Genomic DNA, 19,031 nt, shown 5'->3' with positions numbered 1-19,031 from the left:
TGAACAAAGGAGTTTTTAATCCATGATTTCCATGCGTGAGGCGTATGAGAAGATCGGCGCTAATTATGATGACGCGTGCGCTCGGCTGATGGGCGGGGAAATGCTTGCCCGCTTTGCCCTCAAGTTTTTGGATGACGAGAGCATGGACAAACTGGAGGCCGCCATGGCGGCAGGAGACGCCGAAGGTGCGTTTATGGCAGCGCACACGCTCAAGGGCGTGAGCCAGAACCTGGGATTCGATAATCTGTACGAGCCGGCGGTTGTGGTGACCGAAGCGCTGCGCGGCGCCGATGCTGTTGACGGCGCCCGCGAGGGGATGCATGCGTTGCAGCAGCAATATGCGGCTACGATGTCGGCCCTGCGCGAAGCGGCCGAATAAGAGCTTGCGAGCCTTGGACTGTGTGCCGGCAGCATATAGGTAATAGGGCGCCCCGTCGGACCATGTGGCCGGCGGGGCGCCCTTATCTGTTATGCGGTTGGCGAGCTAGCGGGTCTGCTTTACCTTGGCAGCAGCCTCGACAAACGACTTCCACAGGTTAAAGTCGGTCTCGAGCGTCTTCCACGTGTACTCAGGGTGCCATTGTACGCCCAGGCAGAACGGCTGGCCTTCGACTTCGATGCACTCGGGAACGCCGTCGGTTGCCTTGGCGACCAAGCGCGTGCTCTTACCCAGACGATCGACGCAGCAGTGATGTGCGGAGTTGGTCTGGATCAGCCTGTGCCCGCCAACCGCGCGCTCCAGCAGCGAGCCCGGCACGACCTCGACAGGATGCACAGGGTCGTTGAGCACGTGGGTATGGCGCCACTGCGTGCGGCCCTCGCGCGCGCCTAGGCTCGGCACGTCCATGCACAGGGTGCCGCCGGTGGCGACATTGAGCAGCTGCGTGCCTCGGCAGGTGGTAAAGAGCGGCTTCTTGGCGCGAAGTACCTCGTTAACCAGCTTAAACTCAAAACGGTCGCGAATCTCGCAGCACAGCGTGGGGTCGTAAGGACGCTCGTCGCCCCAGCGTTTGGGGTTGACGTCCGGGCCGCCGGGAATGGCGATGCCGTCAGCGATTTCCACGTAATGACGGATAACGTCGACGTCTTCGGTAATGGACATCTGCAGCGGCAGACCGCCGGCGGCAAGAATGGCGTCGACAAATACGCTCGCAATCTCCTCGTTGGGGGAGAGCGTCTCGCTCAAATAGGGCTTCGCTTCTTCCCAGCGTGGTGCTACCAGGATAAGCGGGCGGTCAGCGGGATCGACGTCGACGTGCGGAGTGTAGGACGATGAGGTGCGGGTTCCGATCATGGGTGCGGCTTTCGAATCCGGGTGGACATGGCACAGGGGTGGCGCGGGACAAACGTTACTGATGAATTTGCCCGCGTGGCAATTGGGTTAGTGGCCCTTGATGGAGTTGAGGAAGTCCTGGGCGCGCTTGGTCTGGGGGTGGTCGAAGAACTCGTCGGGTGTGCCGGTTTCCACGATCTGGCCGTCGGCCATAAACACGACGCGGTCGGCCACGCGGCGGGCGAAGTTCATCTCGTGCGTGATGACGATCATCGTCATGCCCTGCTGAGCCAGACGGACCATGACCTCGAGCACCTCGTTGATCATTTCGGGGTCAAGGGCGCTCGTGGGCTCGTCAAAAAGCATGGCCTTGGGTTGCATGGCAAGCGAGCGGGCGATGGCTACGCGCTGCTGCTGGCCGCCCGAGAGCTGTGCGGGCACCTTATCGGCCTGCTCGGCAACGCCCACGCGGCCCAGCAGGTCCATGGCGCGCTCACGAGCTTCCTCCTTGGAGACGCCCAGCACATCGACCGGTCCCAGCATGACGTTCTGCAGTACGGTCATATGTGCAAACAGGTTGAACTGCTGAAATACCATGCCCAACTCGGCACGCATGCGGGCAAGATCCTTGCCTTCCTGTGGCAGGGGCTCGCCCTCGATGAGGATCTCGCCTGAGTCGATGGTTTCCAGGCGATTGATGGTTCGGCACATGGTCGACTTGCCCGAGCCCGAGGGTCCGATCACAACGACGACCTCGCCGCGGTCGACCGAGAGATTGATGTCGTTGAGAACGTGCAGATCGCCGTAGTGCTTATCGACGTGCCTGAGCTCGATCAGCGGCTGATTGCCGGTGGAAGAGGTGCTCTGTGCCATGGTGCTCGGCTCCTTATGACTCGAAATGGTAAAGTGTTAGCGGATGATGGTCGCGCCGGTCTTGTGCGAAACGTAGACAGCGGCCTTGTTAATCGCGACGTTGATGAGGATGTAGATGACCGCGATAACCAGGTAGACCGACACGAGGGCGTCGTAGTTGGTAATGAGCACGCGGGCGTTTTGCATGAGGTCGGGGTAGCTCACCACGTAGGCGACGGTGGTGTCTTTGACTACGACTACAAGCTGCGAAATCAATGACGGAATGATAAACCGGATAGCCTGCGGCAACACGATTTTAAAGGTGATTTTAGCCTTGGAGAGACCGAGCGCCTGGGCCGCCTCGACCTGGCCGCGAGGCACGGCGTTGACGCCGGCACGGAAGATCTCGGCGAGTACGCCGGCGGCAGCGAGCGCGACGGGAAGCGTGAGCATCCAAAACGACGGCAGCGCGATCTTGTACTGGGGCAGCACCAAAAAGAAGAAGTAGATGAACAGCAGGCTCGGTACGCCGCGGAAGAAATCGGTGAGCACGCGACAGACCAGCTGCAGCGGCTTAATGTCGCTGGTACGGCCGAGCATAAGGGCTAAGCCCAGCACCAGCGCGATGGCGCCAGCGGTGAGTGCGACTTTAACGGTGCCCTCAAAGCCGGCAAGCAGGAACTTCCAGGTGGTGAGGTGCGTAAAGAAAAACCAATAGTGAACCGAAAGCTGGCCAGTCACATAAAAGCGCTGCAACACGAGGGCGACGAGCACGGCGACGGCAACAAGCGATATGGCGGTGCCGATGCGAATCTTGGCGCGCATCTTGGGGCCGGGAGCCTCGTAGAGCGCATCGCGCATGGTGAGCGCGGAGGTGGAATGCTTGCTCATCGGAGGATCCTCACCTTCTTATCAATGTAGTTGCCAATGTGGCTCACCACAAAGGCAGTGCCCAGGTAGCCGAGCGCCGAGATAAAGAACGCGGCGACGCCGCCGAGCGAGCGCGTGTTGATATAGCTCACCACGCCGGTGAGCTCCTGCGGCTTAAGCGGCACCTGACTGCCGAGCGCGGTGGTGAGCATGACGGCGATAAAGAGGTTGGTCATGGGCAGCACGCTCGAGCGCAACGCCTGCGGAATCACGATCTTGGCGAGGATACGGTTAAAGCTCATGCCGAGCGAACGGGCGGCTTCGACCTGGCCGACGCCGACGGTGTTGATGCCGCTCATAAAGTTCTCGGAGCCAAAGGCCGAGCCCAAAAGAACCGTGGCGACGATAACGCAGGTGCGGTAGGGTAGGACGACCTTGAGCGGCGGCAGCGCATAGACGACGATGATGAGCAGTGCGATGCCGGGGATGTTACGGAAGACCTGGACATACAGGTCGCCAAAGACGCGCAGCGGCTTGAGCGGCGACACGCGCATCACGGTGACGGCGACGGCCAGCACCATGGCGATGGCAAACGACTCAAGCGTCATGCCCCAGGTTGCTAGCAGCGCGTCGATATAGTTCTGGCCATAGAGCGACCAGAGCTCGGAGAGACTCATGCGGACCTCCCGCCGATAAGGAAAGGGGCTCCCGTGTGTACGGAAGCCCCGACAACTCAGTGAGGAAACAGTTTACCGCAATAAAGCGCATCATGCGTTTCCATATGGTTTCGTTGCGGCCGTTACCAGGCTCGCTGCCTAGGCGCCGATCTCGGGCAGCTCGGGAACATTGGTGTCGCCCGTACGGTCGCCGATGCAGATCTGCCACAGCTCAGTCCAGGTGCCGTCGTCCTCGATCTTCTTAAGGAAGTCGTTGACAAAGGCGACGCCGTCGGAATCGAGCGGCAGACCGATGCCATAGGGCTCTTTGCTGCCGAAGGGCTTGCCGGCGATCTTGTACTTACCGGGCTCGCGGACCAGGGCGCTCTGCTGCATGTTGTTATCGATGACGTAGGCGTCAACGCGGCCCTGCTGGAGTGCCTGGCGGGCCTCCTCGTCGGTCTTGAACTCCTGCTGGCTAGCCTTGGGGGCGAACTCCTCCAGGATGGCGGGGCCGTTGGAGCCGGACTGGACGGCGACGTTCTTGTCGACCAGGTCGTCGACGCTCTTGATGTCGTCGTTGTCGGCGAGCACCAGGATAGCCTGCTGCGTGTAGTAATAGGGACCGGCAAAGGAAACGAGTTTCTTGCGCTCGTCGGTAATGGTGTAGGTGGCAAAGACAGCGTCGACCTGGCCGTTCTGCAGGACGGACTCGCGCGTGTCCGAGGTCACCTGGGTGATCTCGACCTTGTTCTCGCCCAGAATGTAGTTGGACAGGAGCTGTGCGATACCGGCGTCGAAGCCGCGGGTCTGACCGTCTTTCTCGTTGAGGAGGGAGAAGAGCGTGGAGGTCTGAACGCCACCGATCTTAAAGACGCCGGCGTCCTTGACGGCCGTGGCCCAGGTGCTGGCGGCGATGGCGTCGTCATCGGCCTTGGGGCCGTTGTCGACGAGCTTGTCGAATGCCTTAGCGTCGAGCGTGGCGGAAACTTCGGTATCCTTGGAGCTCTTGGAGGAGCCGGCGGCGGAACCCTTGTCGGCCTCGGCGCTGGTGTCGGAGCAGCCGGCAAGACCAAGGCCGGCGAGGGTTGCGAAGGTGGCGGCAACGAAGCCGCGGCGGTCGAGAACGACCTGCTGGGAGAGGTTCTTGCTCATGGTAGAACACCTTTCTTAATAAAATCCCTAGCGGTTGAGTAGAGTTATACCCTATCCCGCTCAAATGGGTCAACACGAAATAACTCAGAAACATACTTGTCTTATGGGTAATTCTGCCTACCAAAAAGGGACAGGTTTATTATGGTAGGTTTTATCTGGGCAAACGTTGATTATTGTAGTTAAGAAAGCGTTTTGCGGACGTCGTGGTCGCTCGCTGCGGTCGTTATAATGGCGGCAACGCGACGCATATATAAGTAAGGAGATCGCGTATGAACGGCTATTCGTTTTTCGCACCGACCATGACTTAGAACCACCACAAAGGGGACAGGCACCTTTGTGGTGGTTCTTGCAGATGTGGCGGCCTGCCTCTCTGTTTTGTCTCAATCTGTAACAGGTAGACGAGGAAATGGGTTCTAGCTGTTACAGATCGAGATTATCTCTTCAGGGGATTCGAATGTCTCGATCTGTAACATCTGGACGGACAAAAGGTCTCTATCTGTTACAGATTGAGACAAAGGTCTGGGACTAAGACGTCTTGTCTAGATCTGTAACAGTTAGACGGGAATTCGGGCCCTAGATGTTACAGATTGAGATAATCGCGTCGCGAAAATAAAAACCTCCGCAGGGGTGCTTCCCTTGCGGAGGTTATTTACTCGTTGAGTAGCCTTACGGCTTCGGCGGCCATGTTCTCGACCGTCATGCCGTTCTGAGCGAGCAGCTCGTTGGGGTCGTAGCGGTCGGGGAAGCCCTTGGCGATACCAAAGGTGTGCGTGCGCACAGGCGTGCAGGCCAAGTAGCACGCGACACGCTCGCCCCACCCACCGTCCAAGATGCCGTCCTCGAGGGTGACGACAACGCGATGCTCGGCGGCAAGGCTGTCGAGAAACTTGCGGTCAAGCTCGGTTGCAAAGCGCGGGTTGACGAGCGTGGCCTCGATGCCGTACTCGGCAGCCAAGCGGTTTGCCACGTGCTCGCCCAGTTCAAAGAAGTCGCCAAGCGCAAGCACGGCTACATCGCGGCCCTGACGCGCGACGTTGTAGCGCACGACGCTGTAATCGGCGCCCTCGGCGGGCGCCAGATCGGGACGGCTTACCAGGCCGATGCCCGGTACGCGGATTGCCACGGGATGCTCGCGGTGGTCGAGCGACCAGCTCAGCATGGACAGGTATTCTTCCATGCAGGCCGGTGCCAGGTAGCGCATGTTGGGAAGTCCGCCCAGCATGGAAATATCAAAGAACGAGAGGTGCGTCTCGGACGTTGTGCCAAAGACCGAAGCGCCAAACACCAGGATGGTTGCGGGGGCGTCGTTGAGGCACAGGTCGTGCCACAGTTCATCGTAGGCGCGCTGCAAAAACGTGCCGTATGCGCCAAAGACCGGCTTGGCGCCGGCGCTGGCGAGCGCGGTGGCAAAGGTGACGGCGTGCTCTTCGGCAATGCCCACGTCGACAAACTGCTTGCCTGCCGCGGCGCGAAGCTCGGGCGTAAAGCCCATGATATAGGGCGTGGCAGCCGTGATAGCGACAACCTGCGGGTCGTTCGCGATAGCGGCGTTGAGTGCCTCGCTCGTAATATCGGCATAGGTGCGCGGTGCGGGCTCGCTCGGGTGGCCCGGGCAAAGTTTGCGACCGGTTGCCATATCGAAGGGCCCCACATGATGCCAGTGCTCGGGGTCGCTCTGGGCTGGCTCAAAGCCCTTGCCCTTGGCGGTGGAGACGTGCAGTACGATGGGATGATCGATATCGCGCAGCTCCTGCAGCGTATCGACCAGCGCTTGGACATCGTTACCGGCGTCCAGGTAGCGATAGTCGAGCCCCAGCGCGCGGAAAACGTTGCGCTCGCAGGTGCCGTTGCTGGCGCGCAGCTCGGCCAGATTGCGATACAGACCACCGTGGTTTTCGGCAATGGACTGGTCGTTATCGTTGACGATAATGATCAAGTTGCTGTCGAGATCGGCGGCATTGTTAAAGCCCTCAAACGCCAGACCGCCCGAAAGCGAGCCGTCGCCAATAACGGTAATGACGTTATACGTGTCACCCGCCAGGTCGCGCGCGTGGGCAAGACCGCAGCCCAAGCTCACCGAGGTCGAGGTGTGACCCATGGCAAACAGGTCATGCTCGGACTCGTCGGGATTGGCAAAGCCAGAGGCCTCGCCATAACGCTCCGGATCGATATAGGTGTACGCGCGCCCGGTCAGCGCCTTGTGGGCGTAGGTCTGGTGCGAAACGTCAAAGACAAGCTTGTCGATGGGGGAGTTAAACACGCGATGGAGTGCGACCGTGAGTTCAACGACGCCTAGGTTGGGGGCAACGTGTCCGCCGACAGCGGCGGAGCTTTCGAGGATGGCGTGGCGAATCTCGTCGCAGAGCTGCGGGAGCTCGGCGCGATTAAGAGCCTTGACGTCCTCGGGCGTTGTCGTTTGCGTAAGCAGCATCGTTGTGGGTTACTCCATGCGAATCGAGCGCCGGCGCTCCCTCGGCCGGCACAATTGCACAGAACAGTCTCGCACATTTTGGCGTTTGATATGTGACGGCGGCGCGGTAATTCGCCAACTGGCGGGGCAAAACGTTTTGTCCGATGCCATACTGGTAGATTCGATGATGATTTTATTCAATGCGTGCAGGCCGTGGCTTGCCGCCGTGAGCCGCTGGAAGGAGGCAGCATGTCTGATGCCGTTCGTGCCGAGAAAATCGCGCACGAGGTCGACTATGCCGCCCACCAGCTGGCCCAGGCGGGCCGCTTGGACCTGACGCACGAGTTTATCCAGCATGGCGACGTGACAGTCTATGCACATGTGACTTCGGTAGCGCGGGCGAGCCTGTCCTTTGCCGAGCGCTTGGGCCGTGCTGGCATTTCGGTCGACCGTGCATCGCTGTTGCGCGGAGCCTTGTTACACGATTACTTTCTCTACGATTGGCATGACCCCGATCCGAGCCATCGGCTGCATGGCTTTCGGCATCCATTTTTTGCCCTGGCACGTGCCGAAGAGGATTTTGAGCTGACGCCGCGCGAACGGAATATTATCGCGCGACATATGTTTCCGCTGGTGCCAGTGCCGCCGACGTGTCGCGAGGCATGGATTGTGTGCCTGGCTGATAAGTGGTGCGCGCTGCGCGAGACGGTCGCCGGCCGTCTGCCGCGCAAGGACGAGGCTGACGATGGCATGAGTAAAGCATCGAGCGAAAAGAGGAGAGGGTAGACGGTGGAAACCGCGATTGATATGGCGTTTGGCGGCGCGACGCTTGCCGCCTGTCCACTCTCGGCACTGGTGCTCTCGTTTGCCTTTTACGGGTTTTGCGGCTGGGCATGGGAGTCGACAGTATGCGCCATGCTTAACCAAGGACGCTTCGCCAACAGCGGATTCTTGCTGGGGCCGTGTTGTCCTATCTATGGTGTGGGCGGCATCGCCTGCTGGCTTTTGCTGCGCGGGATTCCGGATGCCTCGGGCCAGTTTGTCGCGGCGGCGCTTGTATGCAGCGTAATCGAGTACAGCGTGGGCCTTCTATTGGAAAAGACAACAGGTGCGCGCTTTTGGGATTACTCGCACCTGCCGTTTAATTTGCATGGACGCATCTGTCTGTACTGGGCCTGCGCGTTTGGCCTGGGTGCGCTGTGCATTTGCCGTTTAGTGGAGCCGGCATTGCTGGGGCTGCTCGGCCATCTGCCGGTGCTGATTGTGCGGCTGGCGGCCTTTATCGTTGCGGTCGCGATGATGGTCGATGCGGTGTGCTCTTTGGCCAGCTGGCGCCGTTTGTCCGATCAGCTGGAGCGTGTGCGCGCCGACCTTGCCGACCGCATCAACGAGTCGCTTGCCGACGCGTCTGACTCCATGCTCGAACGTATTCCCGATTCGGCGATCGACTCGGTGGCGCAGACGCATATCCGCAGCCGTGCCGTTAACGCGTGGCTGGCCGAGCTGGGCGACGCAACGCTCGATGCCCTGCGTGAGAAGGCTTCGATGCCGACGTTTATCTCGGACGGCGCTCATGGCCTGGCGCTTGCCGCCCGCCGCGTGGCCGATGCCGCGCCGAGCGTGCCCCATCCATCGCTCGCCCGTCTCCGTGCCGGCAGGCGCGCGAACCGTCCGGTGCCGAGTGTGTCGCTCAGTCGTCGCGATCTGCGCTTCTTTAATGCCTTCCCGCGCTTGCGCATCAACCGCTACGAGGGTGTCATTCGAGCAACTAATCTCCGCGACCGCGCTCACGAGCTGTTTCGGCGCTAAGAGCTGGAGTCGTAGAGGCGCCTTGCAAGCGCGTGTTTCCTAGGGAAGTCACCTTGTCGCTCTGCCCAATCGTGATTCCCCTAGGGAAAACACGCTGCTGCCGTCGCCGACTGTGATTCCCTTAGGGAAAACACGCTAAAGAGCTCCTAGCCGTGTTTTCCCTAGGGGAATCACGTTTGAACTGAGGCTACGAGGCGTCTTTGATGCCAGAGGGTCTAGAGGGGGCAAGGAAACTGCCGCCTGCACCTCGAGGACAACCGTTCACCGAGCGACGTAGTTGTGGTGCGCACCGGGATGACGTCTTTGACCTGCGGCGTCAAGCAGTACGTCAAGCTTTTGGTCAGTTAATGGCAAGAGATTGGCAAGGTGCTTTTTGGCTATGCTGCCTCTATTGGGAGGTGGCTTTCGTGAGGAATACCAGCGCACGGCAAAGGATTGAAGAACAGCTTGATGGGGCGGAGCGCTTGCAGCGTTGTCTAGTGCCCAAAACCAGGGCGGATCGCGAAGCACTTCGTCGCGCCGTAGCGGCAGGGGTGGCCGTGCGTCCGTTTAGCGGGATGTTCATGCGCGCTTCCACGTGGAATGCGCTCAAGACGAGTCCGCGCGTTCGTTGGCGCTATGTTCAAAATACGTTTCTCGACGAGCACCCTGACGAGGCCGTCTGCTCCTTTTCCGCTGCGCTTGACCATGGACTTTGGGTTTCGAAGAAATATCTGGACACAATTCATCTTGTAGCTAGCGGACGCTCGCATGGTAGGTGCGGCACGGGAATCCATCGGCATGAGTGCCCTCTAAATGAGATCGAGCTAAACGGCACCGTGAAACGAACGACGCTAGAACGGACGGTGCTCGACTGCTCACTTGTTGCTTCTTTTGAAGACGGTCTGGCTATAGCTGATAGCGCCCTGCGGTTCTGCAAGCTTGATATCCAAAAGTATCGCGACTATGTTGAAGCGCTGGCGCGATGTCGCTCTGGGGCCTTGTGCGCTGAGATGGTAGCACGCTATGCCGATGGCGCTTCGGAGAGCGGCGGCGAATCCATCGTGCGCGGATTGATTGTCGCGCTGGGTTACCTTCCTCCGACCATGCTGCAAGCCGAGTTTGTTGACCCGATCGATGGCGGTGCGATCCGTGCCGATATGTACTACGAGTTGCCGAATGGGCTTCGCTTAATTATTGAAGTCGATGGTTTTGGCAAATACGTTGGTGCGGACGGCCTGGGAAAAGAGATGCAAAGGCGCTTGGTTGCAGAGCGTCAACGAGAGTCGCACATTACGGCTCTGGGCATTCCGGTCATGAGGGTGCAATTTAGTCGAGTGTACGAGGACGGTTATCTCGAACATCTACTGAGGCGTTTCGGCGTGCCAAAAGTCGCTCCTCATATGTAGTGTTGGGCAGTGGAGGAGATGCTGATAAGGGTTTTTGCGTGGTATGGCTTTTGATATGGTCGTCAGCTTCTTAAGGGGGCGTTACCCTGCTCCGCCCAGTTGTGATCTCCCTAGGGAAAACACGTTACTGCCGACACCGACTGTGATTCCCCTAGGGAAAACACGCTAAAGAGCGCCTGGCCGTGTTTTCCCTAGGGGAATCACGGACGAATCTGATGCGGAGTCTGCCTTGGGATTGCCTTACCTCTGCATATAGCTGATTTGAAATGCGGGCATAGATGGCCTCTTGATTTACGCGTTTCCCATTGGTTTCGCGCCCGTTGCCGCGCCGTTTCCAAGATTGCGGCACCGTTTCCATTCGACAACGCGGCGTTTAACAACGCCGTATCTGGTCTACACCAGTTGCCCCTCGGCCGCATTATGGGCGCCGACAACGTTCATGCGACCAAGGGGGAGCGAATGTACGATACGGGATCGACAACGTTTATGCTCATCTGCACCATGCTCGTGTTTTTAATGACACCGGGCCTGGCGTTTTTCTATGGCGGCCTGTCCAGGCGCAAAAATGTCATCAACACCATGCTTATGTGCTTTGGCGCCATTGGCCTGGTTGGTGTGCTGTGGATTGTTGCCGGCTGGTCGCTGGCCTACGGCGGCGACGGTTCCAGCCCGTTTATTGGAGGCCTTGACCAGCTGCTGTGCCTGCCGGTACTCAACCAGGTGCTGCAGGCGGCCGAGGGCAATACCGCGGACGGTGCCGTCTACCCTCAGATCATCAACATCGCCTTCCAGATGGCGTTTGCCATGATCACGGCCGCTATCGTCACGGGCAGCCTGGCCGGCCGCGTTAAGTTTGGTGCCATGACGGCCTTCCTGGGCATTTGGCTGCTCGTGGTCTATGCGCCGCTCGCCCACATGGTCTGGGGCGGCGAGGGCTCCTTTATCGGCGACATCATCGGCGCGCTCGACTTTGCCGGCGGCGACGTGGTGCACATTTCGTCCGGTCTTACGGGCCTGATTCTCTGCTTAATGCTCGGCCGTCGTCGCGGTTTTGGCATGGTGAGCTATCGCCCGCATAACGTGCCGTTTGTGGCGCTCGGCGCCGGCCTGCTTTGGTTTGGATGGTTTGGCTTTAACGGCGGCAGTGAGTTTAAGGCCGATGCCGTGGCCGCGCTTGCCATCCTCAACACCGTGACGGCCAGCGCGGCGGGCATGGTCTCGTGGCTTGCCGTTGAGCGTGTGCATACCGGTCGCCCCACGCTGGTGGGCGCCAGCACCGGTCTGGTTGCGGGCCTCGTGGTGGTCACGCCCGGCGCAGGCTTTGTCGAGCCGCGGGCGGCACTGGTCATGGGCCTGATCGTCTCGCCTGTCTGCTACCTGGCTATCAGCCATCTTAAGACCAAGTTCGGCTACGACGATGCGCTCGATGCGTTCGGTTGCCACGGTATCGGCGGCATCTTGGGCGGCGTGCTCACGGGCCTGTTCTGCGTGCCGGAGCTTTCGTGGACCGGTAAGGGTGGCCTGTTCTACACGGGCGATGTGTCGCTGCTCGTCTCGCAGGTCCTGGGCATTGTGGTGACGGTCGCTATAGTGCTGGTGCTCGACTTGGTGATCGCCGCGGTGGTCAAGGCGCTGTTCCACGGCAGCCTGCGTGTGGACGAGGCCGACGAGGCGCTGGGCTTGGATGCGAGTCAGCACGGCGAGAGCGCGTATCCTTCTTTCTCCGGGCTCGATTAGCAGCACGGCTTTCCCAGGCACCCGACCTTGCCCCTCAAACCGTCGCTTGCGTACCGAAGTACGCGGCGCTCCTCTTTCGGGGCAATCTCGGGCACCTGGAAAACCCGTGCCATGTGAAGGACAATTCATTTCTTTTATTGAAGAGAGAAATTCACTATGAAGAAAATTACGGCTATTGTGCGCCAGGAAAAGCTTGAGGTTCTCAAAGATGCGCTGTTTGCTGCTGATGTTCGCGGTATGACCATCAACCAGGTGCAGGGCTGCGGCGCACAGCATGGCTGGAAGGAATACGTGCGCGGCAACGAGTTGCTCGTCAACACGATTCCCAAGGTACAGTTCACCCTTATCTGTGCCGACGAGCACGTTGACGGCATTGTCGACATCATCTGCAACGCTGCTCGCACCGGTGCCGTTGGAGACGGTAAGATTTGGGTCGAGCCGGTCGAGGAGGTCATCCGCATTCGCACCGGCGAACACGGCCCCGCCGCGGTATAGAATCGACCGCCTGCCATCCGCAACGTTAAAATGCTGCAATGAGGCACAAGACTTGCGTTGCGGATGGGCGGATTATGGGTCGCAATAAATATCCCGAGGAGACGGTCGCGAAGATTCTCGACGCGGCACTGGAGCTATTCTGTGCACAGGGTTATGAGGGGACGAGCATTCAAGATATCGTTGACCGTCTCGATGGCATGACCAAGGGCGCTGTCTATCATCACTTCAAGAGCAAAGAAGAGATTTTCAACGCCTCGTTTGATCGAGCGATGGCTCCGATTGTTGAGCACCGTCGCTCAATGCTTGGTATCGGTAATATGACCGGAGCCCAAAAGCTCAAGCGGCTGTACGCTCCCGAGTCCGTTGTTCCGCAAATTGAGCTATGGGCACGCATACATCCTGCGGCAGATCCGGTGAAAAGCTCGCGTCTGCTGGCGATGCAGTACCAGGGCTCGTTTGACGAGTCGACCGATGGCTATCTCTTGTCAGTGATCGAGGAGGGCATCGCCGACGGCTCCATTGCGTGCGAATGCCCGCGTGAAGCGGCGGAGGCCGTATCGTTGTTGGCGAATCTTTGGCTGCTGCCGCTGTTCCGTCCGCTTGAGACCAAGGATCGAATGCTCGCTCGCGCTCAATGTTTGGCGCAGATGGCTGCCGCGGTGGGACTCGATTTGGGGGAAGAAGTGCTTCAGACAACGGCGCAGATTTGGGACGTATGGGACCGCGCCGGGTGGTAATATAGATACCAACGGTATGTAATTGATTTGTGAGGGTAGCCACGGCTGCCCTTTTCAAGTCATTAAATACATACTAGCGGTATGTATAGGGGGTGGGCTTATGGCTGGAATGCGGAGGAGTAGCGTCTCGTTGACGCGAAAAACAGTGCGACCTATCAGGCTTTTTGGCCTTCTTGTTGCGCAGCTGTGCACGTATTCGATGCTGTCGGCGCTGTGCTTTGCGTATCCGCTTTACTTGTTTGATTGCAGCGGCTCGTCAACGTTATATGGCGCCGCCGCGGCGATAGCGTTCATACCAGGTGTGCTCGCGACTCCGGTTGGCGGGATTTTGGCGGATCGGGGAAGACATCGCGGGGTTCTTGTGGTACTCGGCATTGTTCTGATGGCTGCATCACTGTTGTTTATCCCCATGAAGCGTTCGCTGCCTCTTGCGGTTGTCGTGGCAGCAATGCTTTGCGTCCAATATGGCATCCAATCGCTGCTGAAACCGATGCTTCAAATTGAGACGGTGCGCATGACGGGCCAAGAAAAGGTTGAGCGTGCCACTGCGTTGGTCTCGCAGATAATCATGATGAGCAATATCTTGGGGCCTGTAGTCGGGACGGCAGTCTATGGGTGCTTTGGTATCGATACTCTATGCGAAACCGCGGCGTTGACGTTTACGATTTCAGCCCTGCTGTTCGGGGGCGCACTCAAGCAAAATGCCTCATCTGAAACGATGGGAGACGGCGCGACTCGTACGACATGCCGAAACGATTTTCGGGAATCGATTCGGTATCTGTTGCAAAATGCATCATTGGTTGCTGTGATTTTGCTTGCGGCAGTTTTGAACCTTGCGTTGGTTGGGCTAACGATTGGCGCTCCCGTTATTGTTGCAAAGCATCTCGGAATGCAGTCATCCTTTGTTGGGATTATTGAGGTGGCTATGGGCTTAGGTGGTCTTGTCGGCAGTGGTTTGGTCGGTATTTGGCCGCATCGTTTTTCTTTCAAGGGCATATGTCGATATGTTGCGATGATCTGTTTTGGAGTCGTACCGATTATTGTCATGCTACTGAGCGGTCCTGATGAATTGTCGTTTGCCGCGCTTGCGGCCGGCTCGGCATGGGTCATGGCGTGGGCAAGCATTACATCGGTCGAAATCGTTTCATTTGTTCAGCGGTCAGTGCCAAAGGAATTCTGCGGAAAAGTGCTGGCACTCGTTTATATGACGCTTTCCTGCGCAACACCTATCGGCCAATTGACGTACGGGGTTGCATATGATCGATGGACACCGGCGATTGTATTCGCAGGCATGCTGGCGGTGCTGACGTTGACGACGGCGCTGTTTTATCGGCTGAAAAATCGCTTGTGGCGATTGTCTTAACGCGCTGGGGCACCGTGAATTTGTGGAGGCGGTGGTACGCCGCGCCGGGACGGCATTGTTTGGGCATGCCTCTCCTTCGTCTACAATAACGTGCAGACGAAGGAGAGGCATGCCCATGATCAAGATGTTTGCGAGTGACTTAGACGGAACGCTGCTGAACGCCCTGCACGAGGCAGACGGGACCATCCGCCGTGCCATTCGTGAGCTGACCGAGGCTGGTCTGCATGTGGTTCCCGCGACCGGACGCTCGACGTTACCAATCGGCGAGCATGGTTTTACGGGGCTGGCGCTCGATGCCTGCTGCTCTAACGGCTCCATCGTGCGCGACAGCCATGGCGAGGTACTCAAAACCTGGACCATCGACCCACAGATCACCGAGGAGCTGCTCAAGGAGTTTCCGGATATCTGTTTTGACTGCTCCACGCCCGATGGCATGTTTTCGAGCGGATCGTTCGAGATGCACCAGGCGGGTTTTAAGAAGGACAGCCCTATCAAGCGCATCGTGATGCGCGGCATGCGTGCGCGTGGCGGGTACCACGAGGAGCAGTATTTCGACCAGTCGATCGGCGACATCCTGCGCCACGATGTGTGCAAGATCAACTGTCGCGTGACCTCGCCCGAGCTGGAGCGCGACCTTAAGGTATATCTTGCCGAGCGCTCGGACCGCGTTGTCAACGCGCCGTTCGATCCGGTGATGTTTGAGATCACGGACGTGGCGTGCAACAAGGGCGAGAGCGTGGCCTGGCTGGCGGGCTACTACGGTATTGCCGAGGACGAGGTCGCGGTTTATGGCGACGGCGGCAATGACATTGCCATGCTCAAACGCTTCCGCCACAGCTACGCGACCAAAAACGCAAGCGATGCAGCCAAGGCCGCCGCGAGCGCAACTATCGGCAGCTGCATGGCCCACGCCGTCCCCAAACACATGCTCGCCACCATGCGCAAGCAAAACTCCCGCACCGTCATCGAATAATGTGGCAAAGGGGCAGCGCCTTTGTCACATTCTAGAGTTCTCAATTAGCCAGTGCTCGTAGGCACGCTGCATGACCTCGGTTTTATCGGCTTTTTTGCGGCAGCCCTTCTGCTCCTCGATGGCAAGCTCATAGGCATCGCTCTGCTCAAAAGCGCTGGTATCCCAAGCACCGTGTTCAATGCGAGCCCATGTGGCATCGATGAGCTGCTCGAGTTCGGCAATGTCAACGGCGTTGGCGGTTGTCGCGAACGGCGGGCGGAGCTCGCCCGTCGTCTTGTCGGGTTCTACATAGTAGTCGCCCATGGAGGTGACGGTGTAGCCATAAAACTCGGGTGACGCTTCGACCAGCAGTTTGTAAAACTTGAGCTGACGATGGTAGCCTGCAGGGATTTCTTTGCCAAAGCCAGTCTTGTAGTCGACGATCTGCACCGTCTTAGCTGCATCGTCAACGAGGAGCAGGTCAAGAAAACCAAAGAGTGGAGTTCCACCGGCAGTTAGACACTGCATGTTCGCTTCCGTGATGCAACGGTAGCCACGTACGTGCTCGACAAGCCAAGGGACGAATGCATTACAAATGCGTTCGAAGCGGTCCGAATAGCGATGGACGTCCTCGGGGGCAAAATCGAGCCACGAAATCTGCTGGCGATACTCGGCCTCAATTGTCTCAATTGCCGCCGCGCCATCGGTTGCCATCCGATTAACGATTTCTTCGAACATCGCGTGAACGATAGTGCCGAATTCGGTTTGAATCGTGGGCGCAGTGGGTAGGCGCACAATCTGCTTCTCGGGGAAGTGCTGGCTATTTGCGCATCCAGGCTCGTACGTCACAAAGTTGTTGAGTGCCGTGGCAGAGAGGTGTTTTACGTCGGTGTGAGGATCCAAAAGCGCACGGAGCTCGGGCGTATCAAACACGTAGTTGTCGCGCCATTCGGTTTCGATGGCGGCACTGAGCTGGTCCGCTTTGGCAGAAACCTCGCAAGAGTCGATAAGCCCCGTGAGCTCCTGCAGCGCCGATCCTCCGGCGCGGTAGAGCTCGAGGTGTCGCTTAGCGCGTGTGATGGCTACAAACAGCAGACGGCGCGCATCGTCGTCATCCTTTTCGTCGCGAATAAGCAGGTTGGACGGGTACAGACTCATGCCGCCAGCACCTTTGTGCCAGGTGGAGTCGTCGGCGTCGAGCAGGTAGACGCAATCGAACTGCAGACCTTTCGAGCTGTGAGCGCTAGTAAGTCGAACGGCTCCCGGTGTGCCAAGATCGATCGATGCGTCGATGCTCACGCCAAACTTTTGCGCGGCGTCGAGTTTGTCGACAATATCGGGCAGGCGAAGCGTGCGTCCCATGCGGCGCGCGTCGCCCATTTCACCCTCAGCAAAGGTGAGTAGGGCGCGGATGCCGGCATTGAATTCGGCGGCGCCCAGCGGATCCTGTTTCTTATGATCCTGATAATAGTCAAGGCTGCGTTTGAGAATCTTAAAGAGCAACGCTCTGACCGGGGAGGCGCCGGCCTCGGCCGCCCACTGCATAAGGTCGTCGTACAGCTCTTTGACGCGGGCGCTATTACTCTCGCACATGGCGGCCATCCAGTCGCCGCGATGCTCGCGCTTGGCACTGAGCGCAAACGTCACGGACGATGGATGGTCGCCGCCCAGCTCGGCGGCACAGACAATCTGCGGAAGATAGCTGCTGGCGAGCTCCTTCTGCCCGCGAGCAAGCGCGGTAACGCAGCGCAACAGTGCCAGCATCGTCTGCATACGCTCGGAAGCAAAGAGATTCTGCCGCTCGCGATACGAAAAGGGTACCTTCTCCTTAACGAGGAAGGGAATCAGCGAGCGCAAGGCGGCGTGCTTGGCGGAGATGACTGCAATTCCTTCGTTGGGATCTTCGCATTCATCGAGATAGTGATTAACAAGCCGCTGCTTAATGCTCGCAGCGACAGCGGCGTATTCCTCGGCTTTGCCGGCGTAGACGTTCTCGCTAAAGCCGACCTGATCACCCTGAGGCTTGGAGGCTTCGATTGACTTATTCGAGCTGGCGTCGAGGCGATATTCAATTTGGCGTGCGATAGCTTGACCAAGCTCAACGATGGCGGGCGTGGAGCGATAGTTGGTCTTGAGCACGATGCTCCGGGGCGAGAACTCGGCTGCAAATTGGTTGGCGCACTCGATCGTGGCACCCTGAAAACGCATGATGGCCTGATCGTCATCGCCGACGGCCATGATATTGGGCGCATCAACGCCGTCGCAGAGCAGCTCGATGATGCGCATCTGGGCACCATTGGTGTCCTGGAACTCGTCAACTTGGATATAGGTATAGGTGTCCTGGAGTACTTGGCGCAACGCGTCATTGTGTTCGACGGCGTCAACAAAATCGCCAATCATGTCGTCGTAATCGTAGAGATGGTGCTGGTCGAGCTCGCTCTGGTAGCGACGCGCGACGTCGCAAGCGGTCTTAAGTCGCTCGCTCTGCTCCGCAATCTTAAAGGTGCGTCCCTGAGAGTTGCTGCCTCCAAAGAAGGCATCGCGCACCTTGGTGTATCCCGACGACTTTCCCTTCTCGTCAATAAGTTCGGTGCGGCGAACGGCGTCGCGCAACTCAAGAATGTACGGCACGTACGTACCGGCGGGACAGTCGATCGGGCGGGTGAGCGATGTGGGCGCCATGCCGCAGGCACGCTCGGCCTCTTCCTCAAAGCGTTCGGCCAACGCGGCGCTTGCCCTTTCGCAGGCGAGCGTAAGCAGCTCGGAATGTTCGGTGAGCCAGACAGCGGCGTCGATATTCTGCTGCGCGATGGCGCCCAGCGTGTCGTAGTCCAGGCCGCTGCGCTTAGCCTTGGAGACAAAGCTGATCATCTTGCCGATATTTTGCGCGGGCATATCAGGTGACCCTCCGTCTAACGGAGAACCAAAGGGAAGCGATTTGAGCAGGCGGTCAAAAATCTCTTGCTGGTGCAGGCTGGTGACGAGCGTGTCGGTCGCAGGGCGTGTGAAAAACTCGGGATAGCGCGACCTGATGCTGCTTGCAAATCCGTGGAACGTGCTGACTTCGATGCCGTAGGCGTCGCGCCCAATCAGCTCAATCAGGCGTTTGCGCATGGCCTCCGCGCCCGCCTCGGTATAGGTAAGGCAGAGGATGTTGCGCGGGGCGACATCGCGGTTGGCCAGGATGTTCGCCGCGCGCAGGCTCAGTAGCTGCGTCTTGCCGGTGCCGGGACCGGCAATGACGAGCAGCGGGCCATCTAGGCATTCGACGGCCTCGCGCTGTTCGGGGTTCAGGTTCTTAAACGATTCATCGAATTTAGGGGTTGTAGCCATG

General features: G+C 58.8%; 16 protein-coding genes. 9 read left to right on the top strand and 7 right to left on the bottom strand.

Annotated features, from left to right (window positions below):
• Positions 1 to 22 precede the first annotated feature (22 nt).
• Positions 23 to 379: an Hpt domain-containing protein gene (locus I4W09_RS04070; RefSeq protein WP_089572324.1), complete on the top strand. Its 357-nt coding sequence runs from the start codon at positions 23 to 25 to the stop codon at positions 377 to 379.
• A gap of 105 nt (positions 380 to 484) precedes the next feature.
• Here I4W09_RS04070 and I4W09_RS04065 read toward each other — a convergent pair whose 3' ends face one another.
• From I4W09_RS04065 to I4W09_RS04040, 6 genes are all read right to left on the bottom strand, one after another.
• The gene (locus I4W09_RS04065; RefSeq protein ID WP_196032120.1) at positions 485 to 1,294 is read right to left on the bottom strand and encodes a gamma-glutamyl-gamma-aminobutyrate hydrolase family protein; all 810 of its coding nucleotides are present in this window, start codon (positions 1,292 to 1,294) and stop codon (positions 485 to 487) included.
• Positions 1,295 to 1,381: 87 nt separating this feature from the next.
• The gene (locus I4W09_RS04060) at positions 1,382 to 2,146 is read right to left on the bottom strand and encodes an amino acid ABC transporter ATP-binding protein (RefSeq protein WP_196032117.1); all 765 of its coding nucleotides are present in this window, start codon (positions 2,144 to 2,146) and stop codon (positions 1,382 to 1,384) included.
• 36 nt (positions 2,147 to 2,182) lie between these two features.
• Positions 2,183 to 3,016, bottom strand: a complete 834-nt coding sequence (locus tag I4W09_RS04055; RefSeq protein ID WP_195445706.1) for an amino acid ABC transporter permease — start codon at positions 3,014 to 3,016, stop codon at positions 2,183 to 2,185.
• On the bottom strand, positions 3,013 to 3,672 hold the full coding sequence (locus tag I4W09_RS04050; protein ID WP_006234894.1) for an amino acid ABC transporter permease: 660 nt from the start codon (positions 3,670 to 3,672) through the stop codon (positions 3,013 to 3,015). The genes I4W09_RS04055 and I4W09_RS04050 overlap by 4 nt, the downstream gene beginning before the upstream one ends.
• A gap of 138 nt (positions 3,673 to 3,810) precedes the next feature.
• Entirely contained in the window at positions 3,811 to 4,806 is a 996-nt protein-coding gene (locus I4W09_RS04045) for a glutamate ABC transporter substrate-binding protein (protein ID WP_196032114.1), read from the bottom strand.
• A 649-nt stretch (positions 4,807 to 5,455) separates the two neighbouring features.
• On the bottom strand, positions 5,456 to 7,237 hold the full coding sequence (locus tag I4W09_RS04040; protein ID WP_196032111.1) for a 1-deoxy-D-xylulose-5-phosphate synthase: 1,782 nt from the start codon (positions 7,235 to 7,237) through the stop codon (positions 5,456 to 5,458).
• Positions 7,238 to 7,465: 228 nt separating this feature from the next.
• On the opposite strand from I4W09_RS04040, the gene I4W09_RS04035 reads away from it, so the two are divergent.
• From I4W09_RS04035 to I4W09_RS04000, 8 genes are all read left to right on the top strand, one after another.
• Positions 7,466 to 8,002: an HD domain-containing protein gene (locus I4W09_RS04035; RefSeq protein ID WP_196032107.1), complete on the top strand. Its 537-nt coding sequence runs from the start codon at positions 7,466 to 7,468 to the stop codon at positions 8,000 to 8,002.
• A 3-nt stretch (positions 8,003 to 8,005) separates the two neighbouring features.
• On the top strand, positions 8,006 to 9,025 hold the full coding sequence (locus I4W09_RS04030; RefSeq protein ID WP_271756706.1) for a putative ABC transporter permease: 1,020 nt from the start codon (positions 8,006 to 8,008) through the stop codon (positions 9,023 to 9,025).
• A 407-nt stretch (positions 9,026 to 9,432) separates the two neighbouring features.
• Positions 9,433 to 10,413 carry a hypothetical protein gene (locus tag I4W09_RS04025; RefSeq protein WP_196032104.1) on the top strand — a complete coding sequence of 327 codons (981 nt, stop codon included), beginning with the start codon at positions 9,433 to 9,435 and terminating at the stop codon, positions 10,411 to 10,413.
• Positions 10,414 to 10,872: 459 nt separating this feature from the next.
• On the top strand, positions 10,873 to 12,150 hold the full coding sequence (locus I4W09_RS04020; RefSeq protein WP_196032101.1) for an ammonium transporter: 1,278 nt from the start codon (positions 10,873 to 10,875) through the stop codon (positions 12,148 to 12,150).
• A 156-nt stretch (positions 12,151 to 12,306) separates the two neighbouring features.
• Positions 12,307 to 12,645 (top strand): P-II family nitrogen regulator, encoded by a 339-nt coding sequence (locus tag I4W09_RS04015; RefSeq protein ID WP_099432138.1) that lies wholly within the window; start codon positions 12,307 to 12,309, stop codon positions 12,643 to 12,645.
• 74 nt (positions 12,646 to 12,719) lie between these two features.
• The gene (locus tag I4W09_RS04010) at positions 12,720 to 13,382 is read left to right on the top strand and encodes a TetR/AcrR family transcriptional regulator (protein WP_196032098.1); all 663 of its coding nucleotides are present in this window, start codon (positions 12,720 to 12,722) and stop codon (positions 13,380 to 13,382) included.
• Positions 13,383 to 13,512: 130 nt separating this feature from the next.
• Positions 13,513 to 14,745, top strand: a complete 1,233-nt coding sequence (locus I4W09_RS04005; protein WP_196032095.1) for an MFS transporter — start codon at positions 13,513 to 13,515, stop codon at positions 14,743 to 14,745.
• A 115-nt stretch (positions 14,746 to 14,860) separates the two neighbouring features.
• Entirely contained in the window at positions 14,861 to 15,718 is an 858-nt protein-coding gene (locus I4W09_RS04000) for an HAD family hydrolase (RefSeq protein WP_196032092.1), read from the top strand.
• A 24-nt stretch (positions 15,719 to 15,742) separates the two neighbouring features.
• On the opposite strand, the gene I4W09_RS03995 is transcribed toward I4W09_RS04000, so the two are convergent.
• Positions 15,743 to 19,030, bottom strand: coding sequence for an ATP-dependent helicase (locus tag I4W09_RS03995; RefSeq protein WP_196032089.1), 3,288 nt, complete (start codon positions 19,028 to 19,030; stop codon positions 15,743 to 15,745).
• Position 19,031: the final 1 nt, after the last annotated feature.

The organism is Collinsella aerofaciens (genome assembly GCF_015670795.1).
Lineage (GTDB): Bacteria > Actinomycetota > Coriobacteriia > Coriobacteriales > Coriobacteriaceae > Collinsella > Collinsella aerofaciens_Q.
The sequence above is the reverse complement of the archived record's forward strand: the minus strand, read 5'-3'. Positions and strand labels throughout refer to the sequence as shown.